Genomic DNA, 17,068 nt, shown 5'->3' on the forward strand with positions numbered 1-17,068 from the left:
AATTGGATGAATCGGTCACGGTCGTGGCGTTTTAGCGCTCCAGCAGGCCTCGGGCGGCGAGGTTACGCAGCAAGGCGCTGACACCAAAGGTCCAGGGCGCGGCATCGCAGCTGTGGGTCACCTGGTTATGCAGGCTGCCGAGCAACGGGCTGCTGATGCTGACCACGTCACCGCGTTTGTGGGTGAAACCGCTGCCGGCATGGTCACGGTCTTCGGTGGGGGCGAACAGGGTACCGAGAAACAGCACAAAACCATCCGGGTATTGGTGATTGGCGTTGAGCGTCTGGCCCGCCAGGTCCTGCGGGTCACGGCTGATCTGGCTCATGGAACTCGAACCCTGCAGGCGGTAGCCGTCTTCGCCCTGTACCTTAAGATCGACCACGCAGGAGCGGACGTCATCCAGGCTGAAGTGTTCGTCAAACAGGCGAATGAACGGCCCGATGGCGCAGGAAGCGTTGTTGTCCTTGGCCTTGCTCAGCAACAGCGCACTGCGGCCTTCGATGTCCCGCAGGTTGACGTCGTTGCCCAGGGTGGCGCCGTGGATCTGGCCCCGGCTGTTCACCGCCAGCACCACTTCCGGTTCCGGGTTGTTCCATTGCGATATCGGATGAATGCCGATGCGGCTGCCGCTGCCCACGGCGGCCAGGACCGGTGCCTTGGTGAAGATTTCCGCATCCGGGCCGATGCCGACCTCCAGGTACTGCGACCACATGCCCTGTTCGATGAGCAAGTCCTTCAGGCGCATGGCTTGCTCGGAGCCCGGCACGATCGTGCGCAGGTTGTCGCCGATCACGCTGTGCACCGTGGTGCGCACGGCTTCGGCCTTCGCCGCGTCGCCGCCGGCCTGTTCCTCGATCACCCGCTCGATCATGCTGGCGGCGAAGGTCACGCCGGCGGCCTTGATCACTTGCAGGTCCAGTGGCGGCAACAGCGACGGCTTGCTCGGGTCGGCATTAGGGCCGGTGTTGGCCAGCAGGGCTTCGACACTGGCGATGAAGGTACCGGGCGTCTGTCGCACGGCGGCCAGCGGCGATTCTGTTTCCAGCAGATCGCTCAATGTCGCAAAACGATCCGAGAGATCGAACACACCGTCGCTGCGCAACGCAATGGGCGAAGGCCCGGCGATTCGGCCTGGCACCCAGGCACGACCAATCAGGGTACCGGCCACGCCATCGACGGGCAGGGTGTTCTCGGGATTAAGCAGTAGCGACATGGCAAGTCTTCCTGTTCGTAAAGCCTTCACGCTAGGGTGGCCGCTCGATAAACTCCAATGAGATATATTCAGTATTTGATAACGTCGGGTTATCGACGGCCTGAGGAATCGCCATGTCAGATCTGTCCTTCTCCAGCTTCTGCGGCTGGCTAAAATTCCGCCACTTGCTGCTGATCGACACGTTGGGGCGCACCCGCAACATGCACCTGGCGGCGCAGCAGATGAACCTCAGCCAGCCGGCCATCAGCAAGATGCTCAAGGAAATCGAAAGCCTGCTCGGCTTTGCCTTGTTCGAGCGGTTGCCTCGGAGCATGCCGCCTACGGCTTTGGGCGAACACGTACTGCGGTATGCGCAGATTGCCTTGAATGATGCGCGCTCGTTCGTCGAACAGATCAGCAGCTTGCGCGAGGGGGGGCACGGTTTTCTCAAGGTCGGCGGGATCTTTGCCGCCACTGCGGTGGCGTTGCCCGAGGCGATCCTGCAGATCAAGCAGCGCTGGCCGTTGCTGTCGATTGAAGTGGTGGAGCAGACCAGTAACCACCTGATGGAGATGCTTGAAGAGAAGACGCTTGACCTGGCGGTGGCCCGTTTTACCGATCAAAGCCAGCAGCAGCGCTATGACTTCCAGCCGTTGGCCCCGGAACCGTTCTGCATCGTGGTCAACTATCGCCATCCGTTGGCCGGCGCGGGCCCGGTCTCCTTGCAGCAGTTGGTGGACTTGCCGTGGATTCTCTATCCGGTCGGCACGCCGATTCGCGCACGCATGGAGCTGGCCTTCGCCGAGGCCGGGGTGGGAATGCCGCGCAACACCATCGACACCATTTCGATGCAGACCTTCCTCCAGGTGCTGCAACGCGGGCCCATGATCGGCATGCTGCCCAATGCGATGGTCGATCCGCTGCTCGAAAGCGGCCAGCTCAAGACTCTCGATACCCCGTTGCACCTGGTGCCGCAGGACTACGGCATTCTCACGCGCAAGGATGAGCCGTTGGTGGGCGCGGCGCTGGAGTTCGCCGAGATCCTCAAGGACAACGCCCGCCTGGCCGCCATGCAGCCTGCTTAAGGGCAAGATAAGTCTGTGGGAGCAAGGCTTGCCCGCGATGCAGGCGCCGCGTTTTCCCTCAAACCGCGTCGTCTTCATCGCGGGCAAGATAAGCCTTGCTCCCACGGATAACTCGCTACAGGTTCCATGGACTTGAGGATTAGTTGATAACGCCTCGTTATCAACTAATCCAAAAATGCCATTGGGAAAGAATCGTTCCCCGACAGTAGAGTCCTCGTTCAATCGCCGGATGATTCGCTCATTCGACGTGACCCAATAAAAACAATCAGGGGTTACCTCATGCAAACCATCTCCGAGCAGTTGCCCGCGCAGGCTCCCGCCTGCGAACTGGATTTCGAAGACCGGACCTACCGCAAGGTGATCTGGCGGATCCTGCCCGTGTTGCTGTTGTGCTACATGGCGGCGTACCTCGATCGAGTGAACATCGGGTTCGCCAAGCTCGACATGCTCAACGAGCTGCAATTCAGCAACACCGTGTATGCCTTGGGCGCCAGTATGTTTTTCTGGGGCTATTTCCTCTTCGAAGTCCCCAGCAACCTGTTGCTGCATCGCTTTGGCGCGCGGTTCTGGATTGCCCGGATCATGCTGACCTGGGCGGTGGTGTCCATGGCCGTGGCCTACACCGTGCCGCTGGCGGGCTTGTTCCACGTCGAATCGAGCACCATGTTCTACGTGCTGCGCTTTCTGTTGGGCATCTGTGAAGCGGGCTTTTTCCCCGGCGTGATCCTGTACCTCAATTACTGGTTCCCGACCCACCGGCAGAGCCGGGTGATGTCCGGGTTCCTGCTGGCGTTGCCGGTCAGCCTGACCCTGGGCGGGATACTCTCCGGTTGGCTGATGAACAGCATGCAAGGGGTGCATGGCCTGTCTGGCTGGCAATGGATGTTGCTCATCGAAGGCATTCCTTCGATCATCATGGCGTTCGTGGTGATCGTCTGCCTGGCCGACAACATCGACAAAGCCAAATGGCTGTCGGTCGCGGAAAAAGCCCTGCTCAAGGCCAACCTGCAAACCGACAACCAGGGCAAGGCCACGCGCTTGAGCGAAGTGTTCTTCAACCCTCGGGTGTGGTTGCTGGTGTTGATCCTGCTGACCTTCAACACCGGCTTCTACGGCCTGGCGTTCTGGATGCCGTCGATCATCAAGAGCACCGGCATCACCAACAGCTTGCACATCGGTTTGCTGACCGCCATCCCCTACTCGGTGGCGATGGTGGCGATGCTGCTCAACGCCCGGCACTCCAACCGCACCGGCGAGCGGCGCCTGCATGCGGCGATCCCAGCCTTCATTGGCGGTGTCGGCCTGATCCTCAGTGCTTTCTTCGCTGACAACCTGGTGCTGTCGGTGCTCTTTCTCAGCGTCGCCGCCTCGGGGATCCTCAGCCTGATGCCGATTTTCTGGACCCTGCCGGGCACCGTGCTGTCGGGCGTCGCTGCCGCTGCCGGCATTGGCATGATCAACGCCATCGGCAACCTGTCGGGCTTCACCGGTTCGATGATCACCGCCGTGGCCGAAACCCTCACGGGCAACATCAACAACGGCACCTATGTACTGGCCTTGTGTCTTTTGGTCAGCGGTGGACTGATCCTGGCCATTCCCGCCTCGATGCTCGGCAGGACACCCAAGCACGCCACCACGGCAGCCCAACTGGAGACCGCATGAACCTACAAAACAAGCGCGTACTGGTGACGGCAGCGGGGCAGGGCATTGGCTTGGCCAGCGCCATTGCCTTCGCCCGAGCCGGTGCCGAGGTGTTCGCCACTGACATCGATATCCAGGCATTGGCGGGGATCGAAGGGATTACCGCCATGCCCTTGGATGTCACGTCGCCCGCTGCCATCAGCGCCGCCTGCGAACGCATCGGTGGGCTCGACGTGCTGTTCAACTGCGCAGGCTTTGTGCACAGCGGCAACATCCTCGACTGCGACGAAGCCGCCTGGGCACGTTCGATGGACCTCAATGTCACGGCCATGTACCGGATGATCCATGTGTTCCTGCCGGGCATGCTGGGCCGTGGCGGCGGTTCGATCATCAACATGTCGTCGGTGGCCTCCAGCGTCAAGGGCGTGCCCAATCGCTTCGCCTATGCCACCAGCAAGGCTGCAGTCGTGGGCCTGACCAAGGCCGTCGCCATCGACTTCGTCAGCCAGGGCATCCGCTGCAACGCGATCTGCCCAGGCACCGTGGATTCACCCTCGTTGCGCCAGCGCATCGCCGATCAGGCCACGCAGCAGGGCGTCGATGAGGCGCAGGTCTACCGGCAATTTCTCGACCGCCAGCCCATGGGCCGCATCGGCCACACTGAAGAGATCGCGCAGTTGGCGTTGTACCTGGGCAGCGATGCGTCCGCCTACACCACGGGTGCCATCCACATCATCGACGGTGGCATGAGCATCTGAACCCCGGTCTTCACTTGAGCAGGAGCACGACATGAAACTATTGCGCTACGGCGAAAAAGGTTCGGAAAAACCCGGGCTGTTGGATGCCGACAATCAGATCCGCGACCTCTCGGGCCATGTGCCGGACATCGCCGGGCAGGTCCTTGGCCCGGACAGCCTGGCAGCGCTCGCCGCCCTCGACCCGCGCAGCCTGCCGATCGTGGCCGGCCAGCCGCGCATCGGTGCCTGCGTCGGCCAGGTCGGCAAATTCATCTGCATTGGCTTGAACTACGCCGACCATGCGGCCGAGTCGAATATGGAGGTGCCCAAGGAGCCGATCATCTTCAACAAATGGACCAGTGCCATTTGTGGGCCGAACGACGACATCCAGATCCCGCGCGGCTCGCTCAAGACCGACTGGGAAGTCGAACTGGGCGTGGTCATCGGTAAAGGCGGGCGCTACATCGACGAAGCCAATGCCATGGAGCATGTCGCCGGCTACTGCGTCATCAACGATGTGTCCGAGCGCGAGTGGCAGCTGGAGCGCGGCGGCACCTGGGACAAGGGCAAGGGCTTCGACACCTTCGGCCCCCTCGGGCCGTGGCTGGTGACCCGGGACGACATTGCCGACCCGCATACGCTGGACCTGTGGCTGGAGGTCGACGGACACCGCTATCAGAACGGCAATACCCGAACGCTGATCTTCAGCGTGCCGCAACTGATTGCCTACCTGAGCCGGTGCATGAGCCTGCAACCCGGCGACGTCATCTCGACCGGCACACCACCGGGTGTTGGCCTGGGCATCAAGCCCAACCCGGTGTTCCTGCGGCCGGGACAGACCATTCGCCTTGGGATCGAGGGGTTGGGCGAGCAGCGTCAGGTCACGGTGCAGGCGGACTGATCATCGGGCTCGTTGCCGTCATCTCGAGCAGGCTCGCTCCCACAGTGGATCTTCGACAGGCACAAAATTCATGTGCCTCGCAGGCCCCTGTGGGAGCGGGCTTGCTCGCGAAGGCGGCGTCACAGTTAATGAAGATGTTGAATGTGCTGGCCTCTTCGCGAGCAAGCCCGCTCCCACAGAGGATTGCGGATGTACGCGGATATTGTGCCCGCTGAAGATCCACTGTGGGAGCGAGCTTGCTCGCGATAGCGGTGGGTCAGTTTGCATCATCCCTTGGGATCAACACGCCTGACACGCTTCATCACCACCACAAAAAACACCGGCACAAACACCACCGCCAGCGTCGCGGTGATCATCCCGCCGATCACTCCGGTACCGATGGCCTGCTGGCTTGCCGAACTGGCGCCCGTGGCAATCGCCAGCGGTACCACCCCAAGGATGAAGGCCAGCGAGGTCATGATGATCGGCCGCAGGCGCAGGCGTGCAGCCTGGAGCGTGGCGTCGATCAGGTCGTGGCCTTCGTCGTACAGGCTCTTGGCGAACTCGATGATCAGGATCGCGTTTTTCGCCGACAGGCCGATGATGGTGATCAGCCCGATCTTGAAGAACACGTCGTTAGGCATGCCGCGCAACGACACCGCCAATACCGCGCCGAGCACACCCAGCGGCACCACCAGCAACACCGAGGTCGGGATCGACCAGCTCTCATACAGCGCCGCCAGGCACAGGAACACCACCAGCAGCGACAGGCCCAACAGGATGGGTGCCTGGCTGCCGGACAAACGTTCCTGCAACGACAACCCGGTCCATTCCTGGCCCAGGCCCGTCGGCCCCAGGGCCACCAGTCGTTCGATTTCGGCCATGGCTTGCCCGGTGCTGTAGCCCGGTGCCGGCTCACCGGAAATGCTCACCGCCGGATAACCGTTATAGCGGGTCAATTGCGCCGGCCCCTGGGTCCAGCGGGCCTGGACGAAGGCTGACAACGGGACCATTTTTCCGCTGTTGTTGCGCACATGAATCTTCAGCAAGTCTTCGACCTGGCTGCGCTGGTCGCCCTCGGCCTGGACCACCACCCGTTGCATGCGCCCCTGGTTGGGGAAGTCGTTGATGTAGGTCGAACCCACTGCCGTGGACAACACACTGCCGACGTCGGCAAAGGAAATGCCCAGGGCATTGGCCTGCTTGCGGTCGACCTCCAATTGCACCTGCGGCGCCTCCGCCAGGGCGCTTTCACGCACATTCATCAGTATCGGGCTTTTGTCGGCGGCGGCGAGCAATTCGCTGCGGGCCTGCATCAAGGTGGCATGGCCGAGGCCACCACGGTCCTGCAAACGGAACTCGAAACCGCTGGAGGTGCCCAGGCCGTCCACCGGCGGTGGTAGCACCGAGAACGCCATGGCGTCCTTGATCTGGCTCAGCGCCAGGTTGGCGCGGTCGGCGATGGACGCCGCCGAATCATCGGCGCCGCGTTGCGACCAGTCCTTGAGGGTGGTGAAGGCCAGGGCCGCGTTCTGCCCGCTGCCGGAAAAGCTGAAACCGAGAATGATCGTGCTGTCACCGACTCCCGGTTCGCCGGCGTTGTGGGCTTCGATCTGCTCCACCACCTGCACCGTCCGGTTTTTGCTGGCACCCGGTGGCAGCTGGATGTCGGTGATGGTGTAGCCCTGGTCTTCCACCGGCAGGAACGAGGAGGGCAGGCGACTGAACAGCAGGCCCATGCCCACCAGCAACACGCCGTAGATCAGCAGATAACGGCCGCTGCGTTTTACCGCATAGGCCACCCACCCTTGATAGCGCTCGCCGAATCGGTCGAACCCACGGTTGAACAAGCCGAAGAAACCGGTCTTGGCGTGGTGATCACCTTTGGCGACCGGTTTGAGCAAGGTCGCGCAAAGCGCCGGGGTCAGGGTCAGGGCGAGAAACGCCGAGAACAGGATCGAGGTCGCCATCGACAGCGAGAACTGCTGGTAGATCACCCCCACCGAGCCCTGCATGAAGGCCATCGGAATGAACACCGCCACCAGCACCAGGGTGATGCCGATGATCGCCCCGGTGATCTGCCCCATGGCCTTGCGCGTGGCCTCCTTGGGCGACAAGCCTTCCTGGGCCATGATCCGCTTGACGTTCTCCACCACCACGATGGCATCGTCCACCAGGATGCCGATGGCCAGCACCATGCCGAACATCGTCAGCACGTTGATCGAGAACCCCAGCGCGAGCATCGTCGCGAAGGTGCCCATCAGCGCCACCGGCACCACCAATGTCGGGATCAGGGTGTAGCGGATGTTCTGCAGGAACAGGAACATCACCGCGAACACCAGCAACATCGCCTCGCCGAGGGTGTAGATCACCTTGGTGATCGAGACCTTGACGAACGGCGACGTGTCATAGGGAATCTTGTACTCCACGCCGGCCGGGAAGTAGCGCGACAGCTCGTCCATCTTGTTGCGCACCAGGGTCGCGGTGTTCAAGGCGTTGGCGCCCGGCGACAGTTGTACCGCCACGGCAGTGGACGGCTTGCCGTTCAGGCGCGTGGAAAACTGGTATTCCTGGCTGCCGATTTCCACCCGTGCCACGTCGGCGATGCGCACCGTCGAGCCATCGGGGTTGGCCTTGAGCACAATGTCGGCGAACTCCTGCGGCGTGTTGAGCTGGCCTTTGACGACGATGGTCGCGGTGATTTCCTGGGTGCTGCGGCTCGGCAAATCGCCCAGGCTGCCGGCCGATACCTGGGCGTTCTGCGCCACGATGGCGGCATTGACGTCGGCCGGGGTCAGGTTGAAGCCGACGAGTTTCTGCGGGTCGATCCAGATCCGCATGGCCCGTTCGGCCCCGTACAACTGGGCCTTGCCGACACCGTCCAGGCGCTTGATCTCGTTCATCACGTTGCGCGCCAGGTAGTCGCTGAGGGCCACGTCGTCGAGCTTGCCGTCGCTGGAGGTGAGGGTGATCAGCAGCAGGAAGCCGGCGGAGACTTTGTCCACTTGCAAGCCTTGCTGGGTCACCGCTTGCGGCAGGCGCGACTCCACGGCCTTGAGGCGGTTCTGCACGTCGACCTGGGCCAGTTCCGGGTTTGTGCCGGGTTGGAAGGTCGCGGTGATGGTGGCGCTGCCCAGGCTGCTCTGGGACTCGAAATACAGCAGGTTGTCGGTGCCGTTGAGTTCTTCCTCGATCAGGCTGACCACGCTTTCGTCCACGGTTTGCGCCGAAGCACCCGGGTAGACGGTGTAGATCTCGATTTGTGGCGGGGCCACGACCGGGTATTGCGCCACCGGCAGTTGCGGGATGGCCAGGATACCGGCCAACAGGATGAACAACGCGACGACCCAGGCGAACACCGGGCGGTCGATGAAGAATTGCGGCATGGCTTAGTGTCCTGCCTGTGGCCCGGGAACCTGGGCGAGGGGAAGTGGGGAATCGTCGACCCGGACCTGCTCGCCGGGACGGGCGTGTTGCAGGCCTTCGATGACGAGGCGGTCGCCGGGCTTCAAACCTTGCGTGACGACCCAGCGATCGTTTTGCGCGGCGCCCAGTTGCACCGGTTGCTGGCTGACCTTCTGCTCGGCATCCAGCAGCAACACCTGGGCGACTCCGGCGCTGTCTCGCAAAATCGCCCGCTGCGGCACGGTGATGCCTTGGCTGTTGACCGCCTGTTCCAGGCGCACGCGAATGAAACTGCCAGGCAGCAAGTCCAGGTCGGGGTTGGGGAATTCGCTGCGCAGGGTGATCTGGCCGGTGCTCGGGTCGACGCTGAGGTCGGTGAACAGCAATTTGCCGGGCAGCGGATAGGGGCTGCCATCGTCCTGAATCAACGTGGCCTTGGCCTGGCCCTGGCCGACCGCTTGCAAAAGCCCTGTGCGAAAGGCGCGGCGCAGGTCGTTGAGTTCGCGGGTCGACTGCGTGAGGTCGGCGTGGATCGGGTCCAGCTGCTGGATCAATGCCAACGGCGTGCTTTCGTTCTGCCCGACCAGGGCGCCTTCCGTCACCAGGGCGCGACCGATCCGTCCGGAAATCGGCGCGGTCACCGTGGCGTACCCCAGGTTCAGCTTCGCTCGTTCCACCGCGGCCTTGCTGGCCGCGACGTCAGCGGCGGTCTGGCGCACGCTGGCCCGGGCGTTGTCGTAATCCTGGCCACTGATCGCCTTGTCATCGATCAACTGGGCATAACGCTGTGCCTGCAAACGGGCCTGGAACGCATTGGCCTCGGCCTTGCGCAACGCCGCTTCGGCACTGTCCAGGTCGGCCTTGAACGGTGCCGGATCGATGCGAAACAGCACCTCGCCCTGTTTGACGTCGCGGCCTTCACGAAACACCCGCTGCAAGACCACGCCGGCCACCCGCGCCCGGACTTCGGCCACCCGCGGCGCGGCGATCCGGCCGCTCAGCTCGTTGCTGATCGACAGTGGCCGGGCCTGGACGGTTTCGACGCGCACGCTTGCCAGCGGAGCGGATGCCTCTGGGGTCGAGGTGCTATCACAGCCACCGAGCAGCAGCGCCCCGACCAACAGGCCCAGTGTGACGAAAGGAATCTTGGACATGGTGCTTCCCCACTATTGAGCTGCCCATGGTAGGGATCGAGTCCAACGACAGGGGTGAAGCTTTGTAGGCGCTCTGTGAAATTGTGTAATGGCCCCTAAATCCGAAAGTGACCGACCAGTTGCTGTTGATGATTGGCCATCGCACGCAACGAGTGGCTCGCCTGCGAGGCTTCTCCCATGCGGCTGGTCAAGGTTTCACTGATCCCGCGAATGTCGCTGACGCGGTGGCTGATGTCTTCCACCACAGCGCTTTGCTCCAGGGCAGCGCTGGCGATCTGCTGGTTCATGTGTTCGATCACTTCCACTGCGTCGGTGATGCGCTGCAGTGCTGCCTGGGTCTTGTCGACGTGAGCGACGCTGTCCCTGGCCAGCTCGCGGCTCGACTGGGTGCTGTGCACGACGTCCTGACTCAGTTGCTGCAACGCTTCGATCACCGAGCGTATTTGTTCGACCGAATTCTGCGTATTACTCGCCAGATGCCGCACTTCGTCGGCCACCACCGCGAAGCCACGGCCCTGTTCACCCGCCCTGGCGGCCTCGATGGCGGCATTCAAGGCCAGCAGGTTGGTCTGCTGGGCAATGGCGCAGATCACGTCCAGCACCTGGCCGATGTGTTGACTGTTGCCGGCCAGCGCCTGCACTTGCTCAAGCGTGGTCTCCAGGCGCCGGTCCAGGCTGTCGATGCTGGAGACCGCGTTGGCGAACAGTTCACGCCCCGATCGGCTGGCGCTTTCGGCGACGGTGGCGGCATCGGCCGCCTGGTGGGAATGGCGGGCCACTTCCTGGGCACTGGTGCTCATTTCATGCAAGGCCGTTGCCGCCAGTTCGACTTCCCGGTACTGCGTGTGCATGCCCGCGCTGACTTCCCGGGCCACCTGAGCCGACGTGTCGGCGGTGTTGCGGGTGTCCAGGGAGGCTTGCTGGATATCGCGGATGATGGGCTGCAATTTGTCGAGAAAGCGATTGAAGCCCTTCGCCAGTAGGCCCAATTCATCGTGGCGGTCGTTGGGCAGGCGCTGGGTGAGATCGCCGTCGCCGTCGACAATCGCATCGAGCATATGCGCCACCCGCAGCAGCGGCCGGGTCACGCCGTAAGCGGTGAGCCAGATGAGCAACAGGCCCAGGCCGGCAGCCAGCAAGCCCAGGCTGAGGTTGAACCAGTTGGCCTGGCGATGCTTGTCGTCCAACTGTGCCTGCATGTGCAGGGCCGGTGCTTGCACAAGTGCTTCGGGCACGCGTATCTGCAATTGCCAGGGGGGATTGTCGGGGACGGTTTGCACGGCTTGTCGAGCGTCGACGGAGGTGCCGTCAACCGTGCCGCTATGGCCGGCAACTTGCCCTGACGGGGAAAGAATGTTGATCTCGCTGTGGCCGGGATACAGGTCGTTGGCAAGGCTGGCGGCGAGTTGCTGGAGGGTATCGAGGCTGATGTCCATGCCCACCACGCCGATGACTTTACCCTGGTCCAGCAACGGTATGGAGATGCTGCTCATCAACGTCTTCTGGCCTTCGACCTCGATCGCGTAGGGCTCTGTCACGCAGGTGCGCCCCTGGGTTTGCGGGCAGACGTACCAGGCATTCTCCGGCTCGCTGCCCGGTGGTGCGGTGTTGGCGCTGATCTGGGCTTCGCTGAGCACCTCTTGCACCAAATGGCCGGGTTGGCTTTGCGACCAGTACAGGGCAAAGCGACCTTTTTCATTGCCGGCCAGATCGCGTTGGCCAGTGAAAGCGGCATCTTCACCGACCAGCGCGTCGGGCAGCAGCACCACGTAGAAGCCGAGGACTTTTTCGCGGTTTTGAAGGGTTTGGCGGGTCGCGGCGATCAGGTCCCGGCGCAGTTGCCCTGGCGTCAGTCGCCCGCTCCACGCTTGGGCGCGCAGTTGCAAGACCTGCTGGGCAAAGCCCTCCCCATAGATCGCCGTTTCGCTGAAAAAGCGTTCCACCCGCTGACCGTGGGCCAGGCCCTGTGCCTGCAAACCTTCCAGGGCCGAGCGCCCGAGCAGTTGACTGCTTTGCTGCTTGAGCAGCGTCGCGCCTTGCTGGTTCTGATACAGGGAGGCACCGGTCAGTGCGCCGACGACGGCGAGCAGGCACAGGCCACTCAAGAGCGTGATTCGCCATTGGATAGAGAGACGAGCGAAGAACATGCTGAAGTTTCCTGCGCTTAGGGGCTTTTATTGTTTTGGGCCCAGCACTGTTTGAAGGACGGGCGAGGCTATCTTGCGGCAGGAAGCGCCTGCCGGTTATCCCGAATCGGCAGCCGTTGTGCGCCGACATTGGGCTAATGCGGGGCACTTAGAGCGACGACGTCCCCTGTGGCGAGGGGATTTATCCCCGTTGGGCTGCGCAGCAGCCCCCTAAGCAGTCAACTCAATCTGTCTGATACACCGGGTTGCCTGCATTTAGGGCCGCTTCGCGCCCCAGCGGGGCGGTGCGACGTTTCGCTAAATCCCCTCGCCACAGGAATGTCCTTGGCTCTGATGGGGCTGACCTGTTTTGGGGCGCGGCTTCGGATGCTGCCGTTTTGGGATAGCGAGGGGGTTTGGCAACGGCCTAGCATCGAATCCAGCGTGCAAGCAGAACAATAAGCTTTTGGACGTCGGCGAAGCTGGCGTCTGCGATCCAGCAACAACTGCCTCATACAACAAGGTCAAAAAAATGAGCGTATCTTTCCCGATCAGCAGTTCGACGGAGTTGAAGCGCGGCGCCTTGGGTGTCGGTTTCATCATCTTCTTTGTGATTTCGGCGGCGAGTCCCTTGAGCGTCATCGCCGGCGGTTTTCCCATTGGCATCATGCTGGGCAACGGCGCTGGCACACCGGCATTGCTGCTCCTGGCCTTGCTGGTGTTACTGGCGTTCTCGGCGGGCTACACCGCCATGTCCCGCCACATGACCAACGCCGGTGGTTTCTATGCCTTCACCTCCCGCGGTTTGGGTGGCCTGGCCGGTGGCGCGGCGGGTGTGTTGGCAATGTTTGCCTACAACATCCTCCAGGTCGGCCTGTATGGCATGTTCGGTGGGGTGGTCAGTGGCACGATGGCCAGCGTCTTTGGCCTGGACTTGCCTTGGTGGACCTATTCGCTCCTGGCAATGGCGAGCATTGCGATTCTTGGCTATCGCAAGATCGACCTGTCGGCCCGGGTGCTGTCGGTGGTGGTGATTGCCGAGTACCTGGCAATCCTGACGCTGGATTTCGCCATTCTCAAGACCGGTGGCGACAGTGGCATCAATCTCGATTCGTTCGAGCGCCGCCATGTGTTCAGCGGCACGCCGTCCATCGGCTTGCTGTTCTGCTTCGCGGCGTTCATCGGCTTCGAGGCCACCACCATCTACGGCGAGGAGGCGAGGAATCCGCACCGCACGATTCCCATTGCCACCTACAGCTCGGTGCTGTTGATCGGTGGTTTCTATGCCTTGTCGGTCTGGGCGATGGTGATCGGCGTCGGGGCCGACAAGATCGTGCCGACCCTGCAGGCGCTCCAGGATCCGACGACGTTCATCTACGGCATGTCCGATCATTTTGTCGGCCCGCACCTGACCCAGATCATCCGCGTGCTGTTCATGGTCAGCATCTACGCCGGGCTGCTGGCGTTCCACAATGCCGCGGCGCGTTACTTCTATGCCATCGGCCGCGACGGTTTGCTGCACAGCCGGTTGGGCACCACCCATCGCGTGCACCAGAGTCCGCACATGGGCTCGGTCCTGCAAAGCCTGATCGCGGCGGTGGTGGTGCTGATCTTCGCCGCGCTGGACGCCGATCCGATCCTTCAGCTGTTCGCCTGGTTTTCCAACCTGGCCACGTTGTGCGTGATCCTGCTCATGGCGCTGACCTCAGCGGCGGTGTTTGTCTATTTCCGTGCACACCCGGAGCTGAAGCTGGGGCTCTGGCGCGGTCGGATTCTTCCGGTCTTTTCGTGCCTGGCATTGCTGGTGGTCCTGGCCCTTGCGGTGATTCATTTCGACGTGCTGACCGGCGCCAGCCAGCTCCTGTCCTATGGCCTATGCGCGGTGATTCCCGCCGCGCTGATCGTCGGTGTGTTCCTCGCCGCTCGATTGCGCAAGGCATCGCCCGAGCGATTCATGGCGCTGGGAAGCCACAAGCTCTAAGGCGTCAGGCACAACGTCAATCCACCCAGAAAACAAGTCCGCTGTCGTTCGGGACGGTTCGTCAGCGCGTGAAAGGAAGGTTTTATGCACGATTATCAAATGCTCATCAATGGGGCTCGGGTCGACGGTGAGAACGGGCACTTTGATGTGCTCAATCCGGCGACCGGTAAGGTGTTCGCTCGATGCGCGGCCGGTTCCCTGGCCCAGCTGGACCTCGCTGTCGAAGCGGCGCAGTCGGCCTTTGTCGAGTGGCGACACAGCACCCATGAAGATCGCCGCCAGCGCCTGCTGAGCATCGCTACCGATCTCGAACAGGAAGCCGAGGCCTTGGCCCCGCTCATTGTCCTGGAACAGGGCAAACCACTGGAATTGGCGTTCTCCGAAGTGATGGGCGCGGTGGCCTGGACGCGTTATGCCGCCGAGCAGCAGATTCCCGTGGAGTTGGTGGAAGAAACCCCAACCCAGCGTATTGAACTGCACCGCAAGCCGTTGGGCGTGGTCGCGTCGATCACGCCTTGGAATTGGCCGTTCATGATCGCTGTCTGGCACATCATGCCGGCATTGCGGGCCGGTAACTGCGTGATCAGCAAACCGTCGAGCCTGACCCCCTTGAGCACCCTGCGCCTGGTGGAAGTCATCGCTCGCCACGTGCCTCGGGGCGTGATCAATAGCGTGACCGGTGAGCAAGGGTTCGGCAGTGCGATCACCGCCCACGCCGGTATCCAGAAAATTGTCTTCACCGGCTCCACCGCTACCGGCCAAAGCGTGATGCGCGGCGCCGCCGGCAACCTCAAGCGCCTGACCCTGGAGCTGGGCGGCAACGATGCCGCCATCGTGCTGCCAGGCACCTCGGTCGAGGCGGTCGCCGAAGATATTTTCCAGGCCGCATTCCTGAACATGGGGCAGACCTGCGCCGCCCTCAAGCGCTTGTACATCCACCAATCCCAGTACGAGGCCTTTGCCGAGGCCCTGACCCTGATCGCCCGGCGTCAGGTGGTGGGTGAGGGCCTGGCGCCCGGGGTCACGTTTGGCCCGGTGCAGAACCTCGAACAGTTGAAGCTGGTTGAGGAACTGGTGGCCGATGCCCGTGCCCAGGGGGCGCGGGTGTTGTGTGGCGGTGCTCGTCTGGACCGCCCGGGCTTTTTCTATCCGCCGACGCTGGTCGCCGATGTGACCGATGGGCAGCGCCTGGTGGATGAGGAGCAGTTCGGGCCGGTGTTGCCGCTGATTGCCTACCAGGATGTCGAGGATGTCCTGCGTCGCGCCAATGCGGGCGACATGGGCCTGGGTGGATCGGTCTGGGGGCGCGACAGCGAGCAGGCACAGGCCCTGGCCAGTCGCCTGGAATGTGGCATGGCCTGGGTCAATTGCCATGCGCAGATCCAGCCGAATACGCCGTTTGGCGGCAGCAAGATGTCCGGGTTCGGCGTCGAGTTCGGCCTTGAAGGGTTGCTGGAATTCACCGGCCAGCAACTGCTGTACGTACGCAAGCGTGAAACAGAGTGAGGACTGCAACCATGTACGAGCACTACAAGACAGCACAAAAAAAATTCTGGCACCCGATGAGTTCTTCGGCGCCGGCGAACCGCTCCAAGACGTTGATCATCGCCCGTGGCGACGGTAACTACATCACCGACATCGAAGGCCATCGCATGCTCGATGGTGTCGGCGGCTTGTGGAACGTGAACGTGGGCCATAACCGGGCTTCAGTGAAGGCGGCCATTGCCGCGCAGCTGGACGAACTGGCTTATTACCAGACCTTCGACGGCATCGCCCATCCGCGGGTGTTCGACCTGGCCGAGCGGCTGACGTCGATGTTCGCCCAGGAAAACATGACCCGGGTGTTGTTCAGTTCCGGCGGTTCCGACGCGGTCGAGACGGCCCTGAAAATGGCCCGCCAATACTGGATCGCCAGCGGCGAGCCAGGGCGCACGCGCTTTCTCTCATTGCGCAATGGTTACCATGGCGTGCACGTGGGCGGCACCTCCGTGGGCGGCAACGGCGTGTATCACTACAACCACGGGCCGCTGCTGGCTGGCTGTCATCTGCTCGACACGCCGTGGCTGTACCGCAACCCCTGGGACTGCCGCGATCCGGAAGAACTGACCGCGCACTGCATTCGTCAATTGGAAGACCAGATCGCGCTGCTCGGCCCGCAGACCATTGCCGCGCTGATCGCCGAACCGGTGCAAGGCGCCGGCGGCGTGATCGTGCCGCCGGCGTACTACTGGAAGGGGCTGCGCGAAGTCTGCGACCGTCACGGCATCCTGTTGATCGCCGATGAAGTGGTGACGGGGTTCGGCCGCACCGGTTGCATGCTCGGCAGTCGTGGCTGGGGTGTCGCCCCCGACGTACTGTGCCTGGCCAAGGGCATCACCGCCGGTTACATCCCCATGGGCGCCACGGTCTTCAACCAGCGCATGGTCGATGCCATCGAGAACGGCCCGGGTTTCAGCAACGTCATCATGCACGGCTACACCTACAGCGGGCACCCGACTGCCTGCGCGGCGGCCCTGGCGGTGCTGGACATCGTCGAGGCCGAGGATTTGCCGGGCAACGCCGGGAAGGTCGGTGCCCAGTTGCTGGAACAACTGCAACCGCTGACCGAGCGTTATGCGGTAGTGGGCGAAGTGCGCGGCAAGGGCTTGATGATCGCCGTGGACCTGGTGGCGGACAAGGCCACGCGCGAGCCGCTTGATCCGGCTACGGGCCTGGCCTCGCGCATTGCCGAGCAGGCGCGCCTGGCCGGCGTATTGATGCGCCCGATAGGCAACAAAATCGTGATGTCGCCGCCGCTGACCCTCACGTCCGACGAGGCCGCCATGATGGTCGGCGCGTTGGACAGCGCGCTTGCCGACTGCCGTTAG

11 protein-coding genes and 1 pseudogene are annotated in these 17,068 nt (G+C 62.8%); 7 read left to right on the forward strand and 5 right to left on the reverse strand.

Going from position 1 to position 17,068, the window contains the following annotated elements:
* Positions 1-31: 31 nt before the first annotated feature.
* Complete coding sequence (locus CFII68_RS25010) at positions 32-1,213, reverse strand: fumarylacetoacetate hydrolase family protein (protein ID WP_018600520.1); 1,182 nt, start codon at positions 1,211-1,213, stop codon at positions 32-34.
* Between the two features lie 113 nt (positions 1,214-1,326).
* Here CFII68_RS25010 and CFII68_RS25005 point away from each other — a divergent pair, with 113 nt between their 5' ends.
* From CFII68_RS25005 to CFII68_RS24990, 4 genes are all read left to right on the forward strand, one after another.
* Entirely contained in the window at positions 1,327-2,277 is a 951-nt protein-coding gene (locus CFII68_RS25005; RefSeq protein ID WP_018600522.1) for a LysR family transcriptional regulator, read from the forward strand.
* Positions 2,278-2,556: 279 nt separating this feature from the next.
* The gene (locus CFII68_RS25000) at positions 2,557-3,939 is read left to right on the forward strand and encodes an MFS transporter (RefSeq protein ID WP_018600524.1); all 1,383 of its coding nucleotides are present in this window, start codon (positions 2,557-2,559) and stop codon (positions 3,937-3,939) included.
* Positions 3,936-4,676, forward strand: a complete 741-nt coding sequence (locus CFII68_RS24995; protein ID WP_018600526.1) for an SDR family oxidoreductase — start codon at positions 3,936-3,938, stop codon at positions 4,674-4,676. The genes CFII68_RS25000 and CFII68_RS24995 overlap by 4 nt, the downstream gene beginning before the upstream one ends.
* A gap of 31 nt (positions 4,677-4,707) precedes the next feature.
* Positions 4,708-5,556, forward strand: coding sequence for an ureidoglycolate lyase (locus tag CFII68_RS24990; protein WP_018600528.1), 849 nt, complete (start codon positions 4,708-4,710; stop codon positions 5,554-5,556).
* Between the two features lie 266 nt (positions 5,557-5,822).
* Here CFII68_RS24990 and CFII68_RS24985 read toward each other — a convergent pair whose 3' ends face one another.
* The 4 genes and pseudogenes from CFII68_RS24985 to CFII68_RS28110 all read right to left on the reverse strand — a co-directional run.
* On the reverse strand, positions 5,823-8,921 hold the full coding sequence (locus CFII68_RS24985; RefSeq protein ID WP_018600530.1) for an efflux RND transporter permease subunit: 3,099 nt from the start codon (positions 8,919-8,921) through the stop codon (positions 5,823-5,825).
* A 3-nt stretch (positions 8,922-8,924) separates the two neighbouring features.
* Positions 8,925-10,094, reverse strand: coding sequence for an efflux RND transporter periplasmic adaptor subunit (locus tag CFII68_RS24980; RefSeq protein ID WP_018600532.1), 1,170 nt, complete (start codon positions 10,092-10,094; stop codon positions 8,925-8,927).
* Between the two features lie 95 nt (positions 10,095-10,189).
* A complete protein-coding gene (locus tag CFII68_RS28105; RefSeq protein WP_371103353.1) occupies positions 10,190-10,945 on the reverse strand; it encodes a methyl-accepting chemotaxis protein in 756 nt (251 codons plus the stop codon).
* A gap of 102 nt (positions 10,946-11,047) precedes the next feature.
* Positions 11,048-12,241: pseudogene (locus CFII68_RS28110) on the reverse strand (HAMP domain-containing protein); the annotation flags it as partial.
* Positions 12,242-12,752: 511 nt separating this feature from the next.
* On the opposite strand from CFII68_RS28110, the gene CFII68_RS24970 reads away from it, so the two are divergent.
* The 3 genes from CFII68_RS24970 (at position 12,753) to CFII68_RS24960 (ending at position 17,068) form a co-directional block, all read left to right on the forward strand.
* Positions 12,753-14,201 (forward strand): APC family permease, encoded by a 1,449-nt coding sequence (locus CFII68_RS24970; RefSeq protein ID WP_018600535.1) that lies wholly within the window; start codon positions 12,753-12,755, stop codon positions 14,199-14,201.
* An 84-nt stretch (positions 14,202-14,285) separates the two neighbouring features.
* On the forward strand, positions 14,286-15,707 hold the full coding sequence (locus tag CFII68_RS24965; protein ID WP_018600537.1) for an aldehyde dehydrogenase family protein: 1,422 nt from the start codon (positions 14,286-14,288) through the stop codon (positions 15,705-15,707).
* An 11-nt stretch (positions 15,708-15,718) separates the two neighbouring features.
* Positions 15,719-17,068, forward strand: a complete 1,350-nt coding sequence (locus tag CFII68_RS24960; protein WP_018600539.1) for an aminotransferase class III-fold pyridoxal phosphate-dependent enzyme — start codon at positions 15,719-15,721, stop codon at positions 17,066-17,068.

It is taken from the genome of Pseudomonas sp. CFII68, from assembly GCF_000416195.1.
Classification (GTDB): domain Bacteria; phylum Pseudomonadota; class Gammaproteobacteria; order Pseudomonadales; family Pseudomonadaceae; genus Aquipseudomonas; species Aquipseudomonas kilonensis.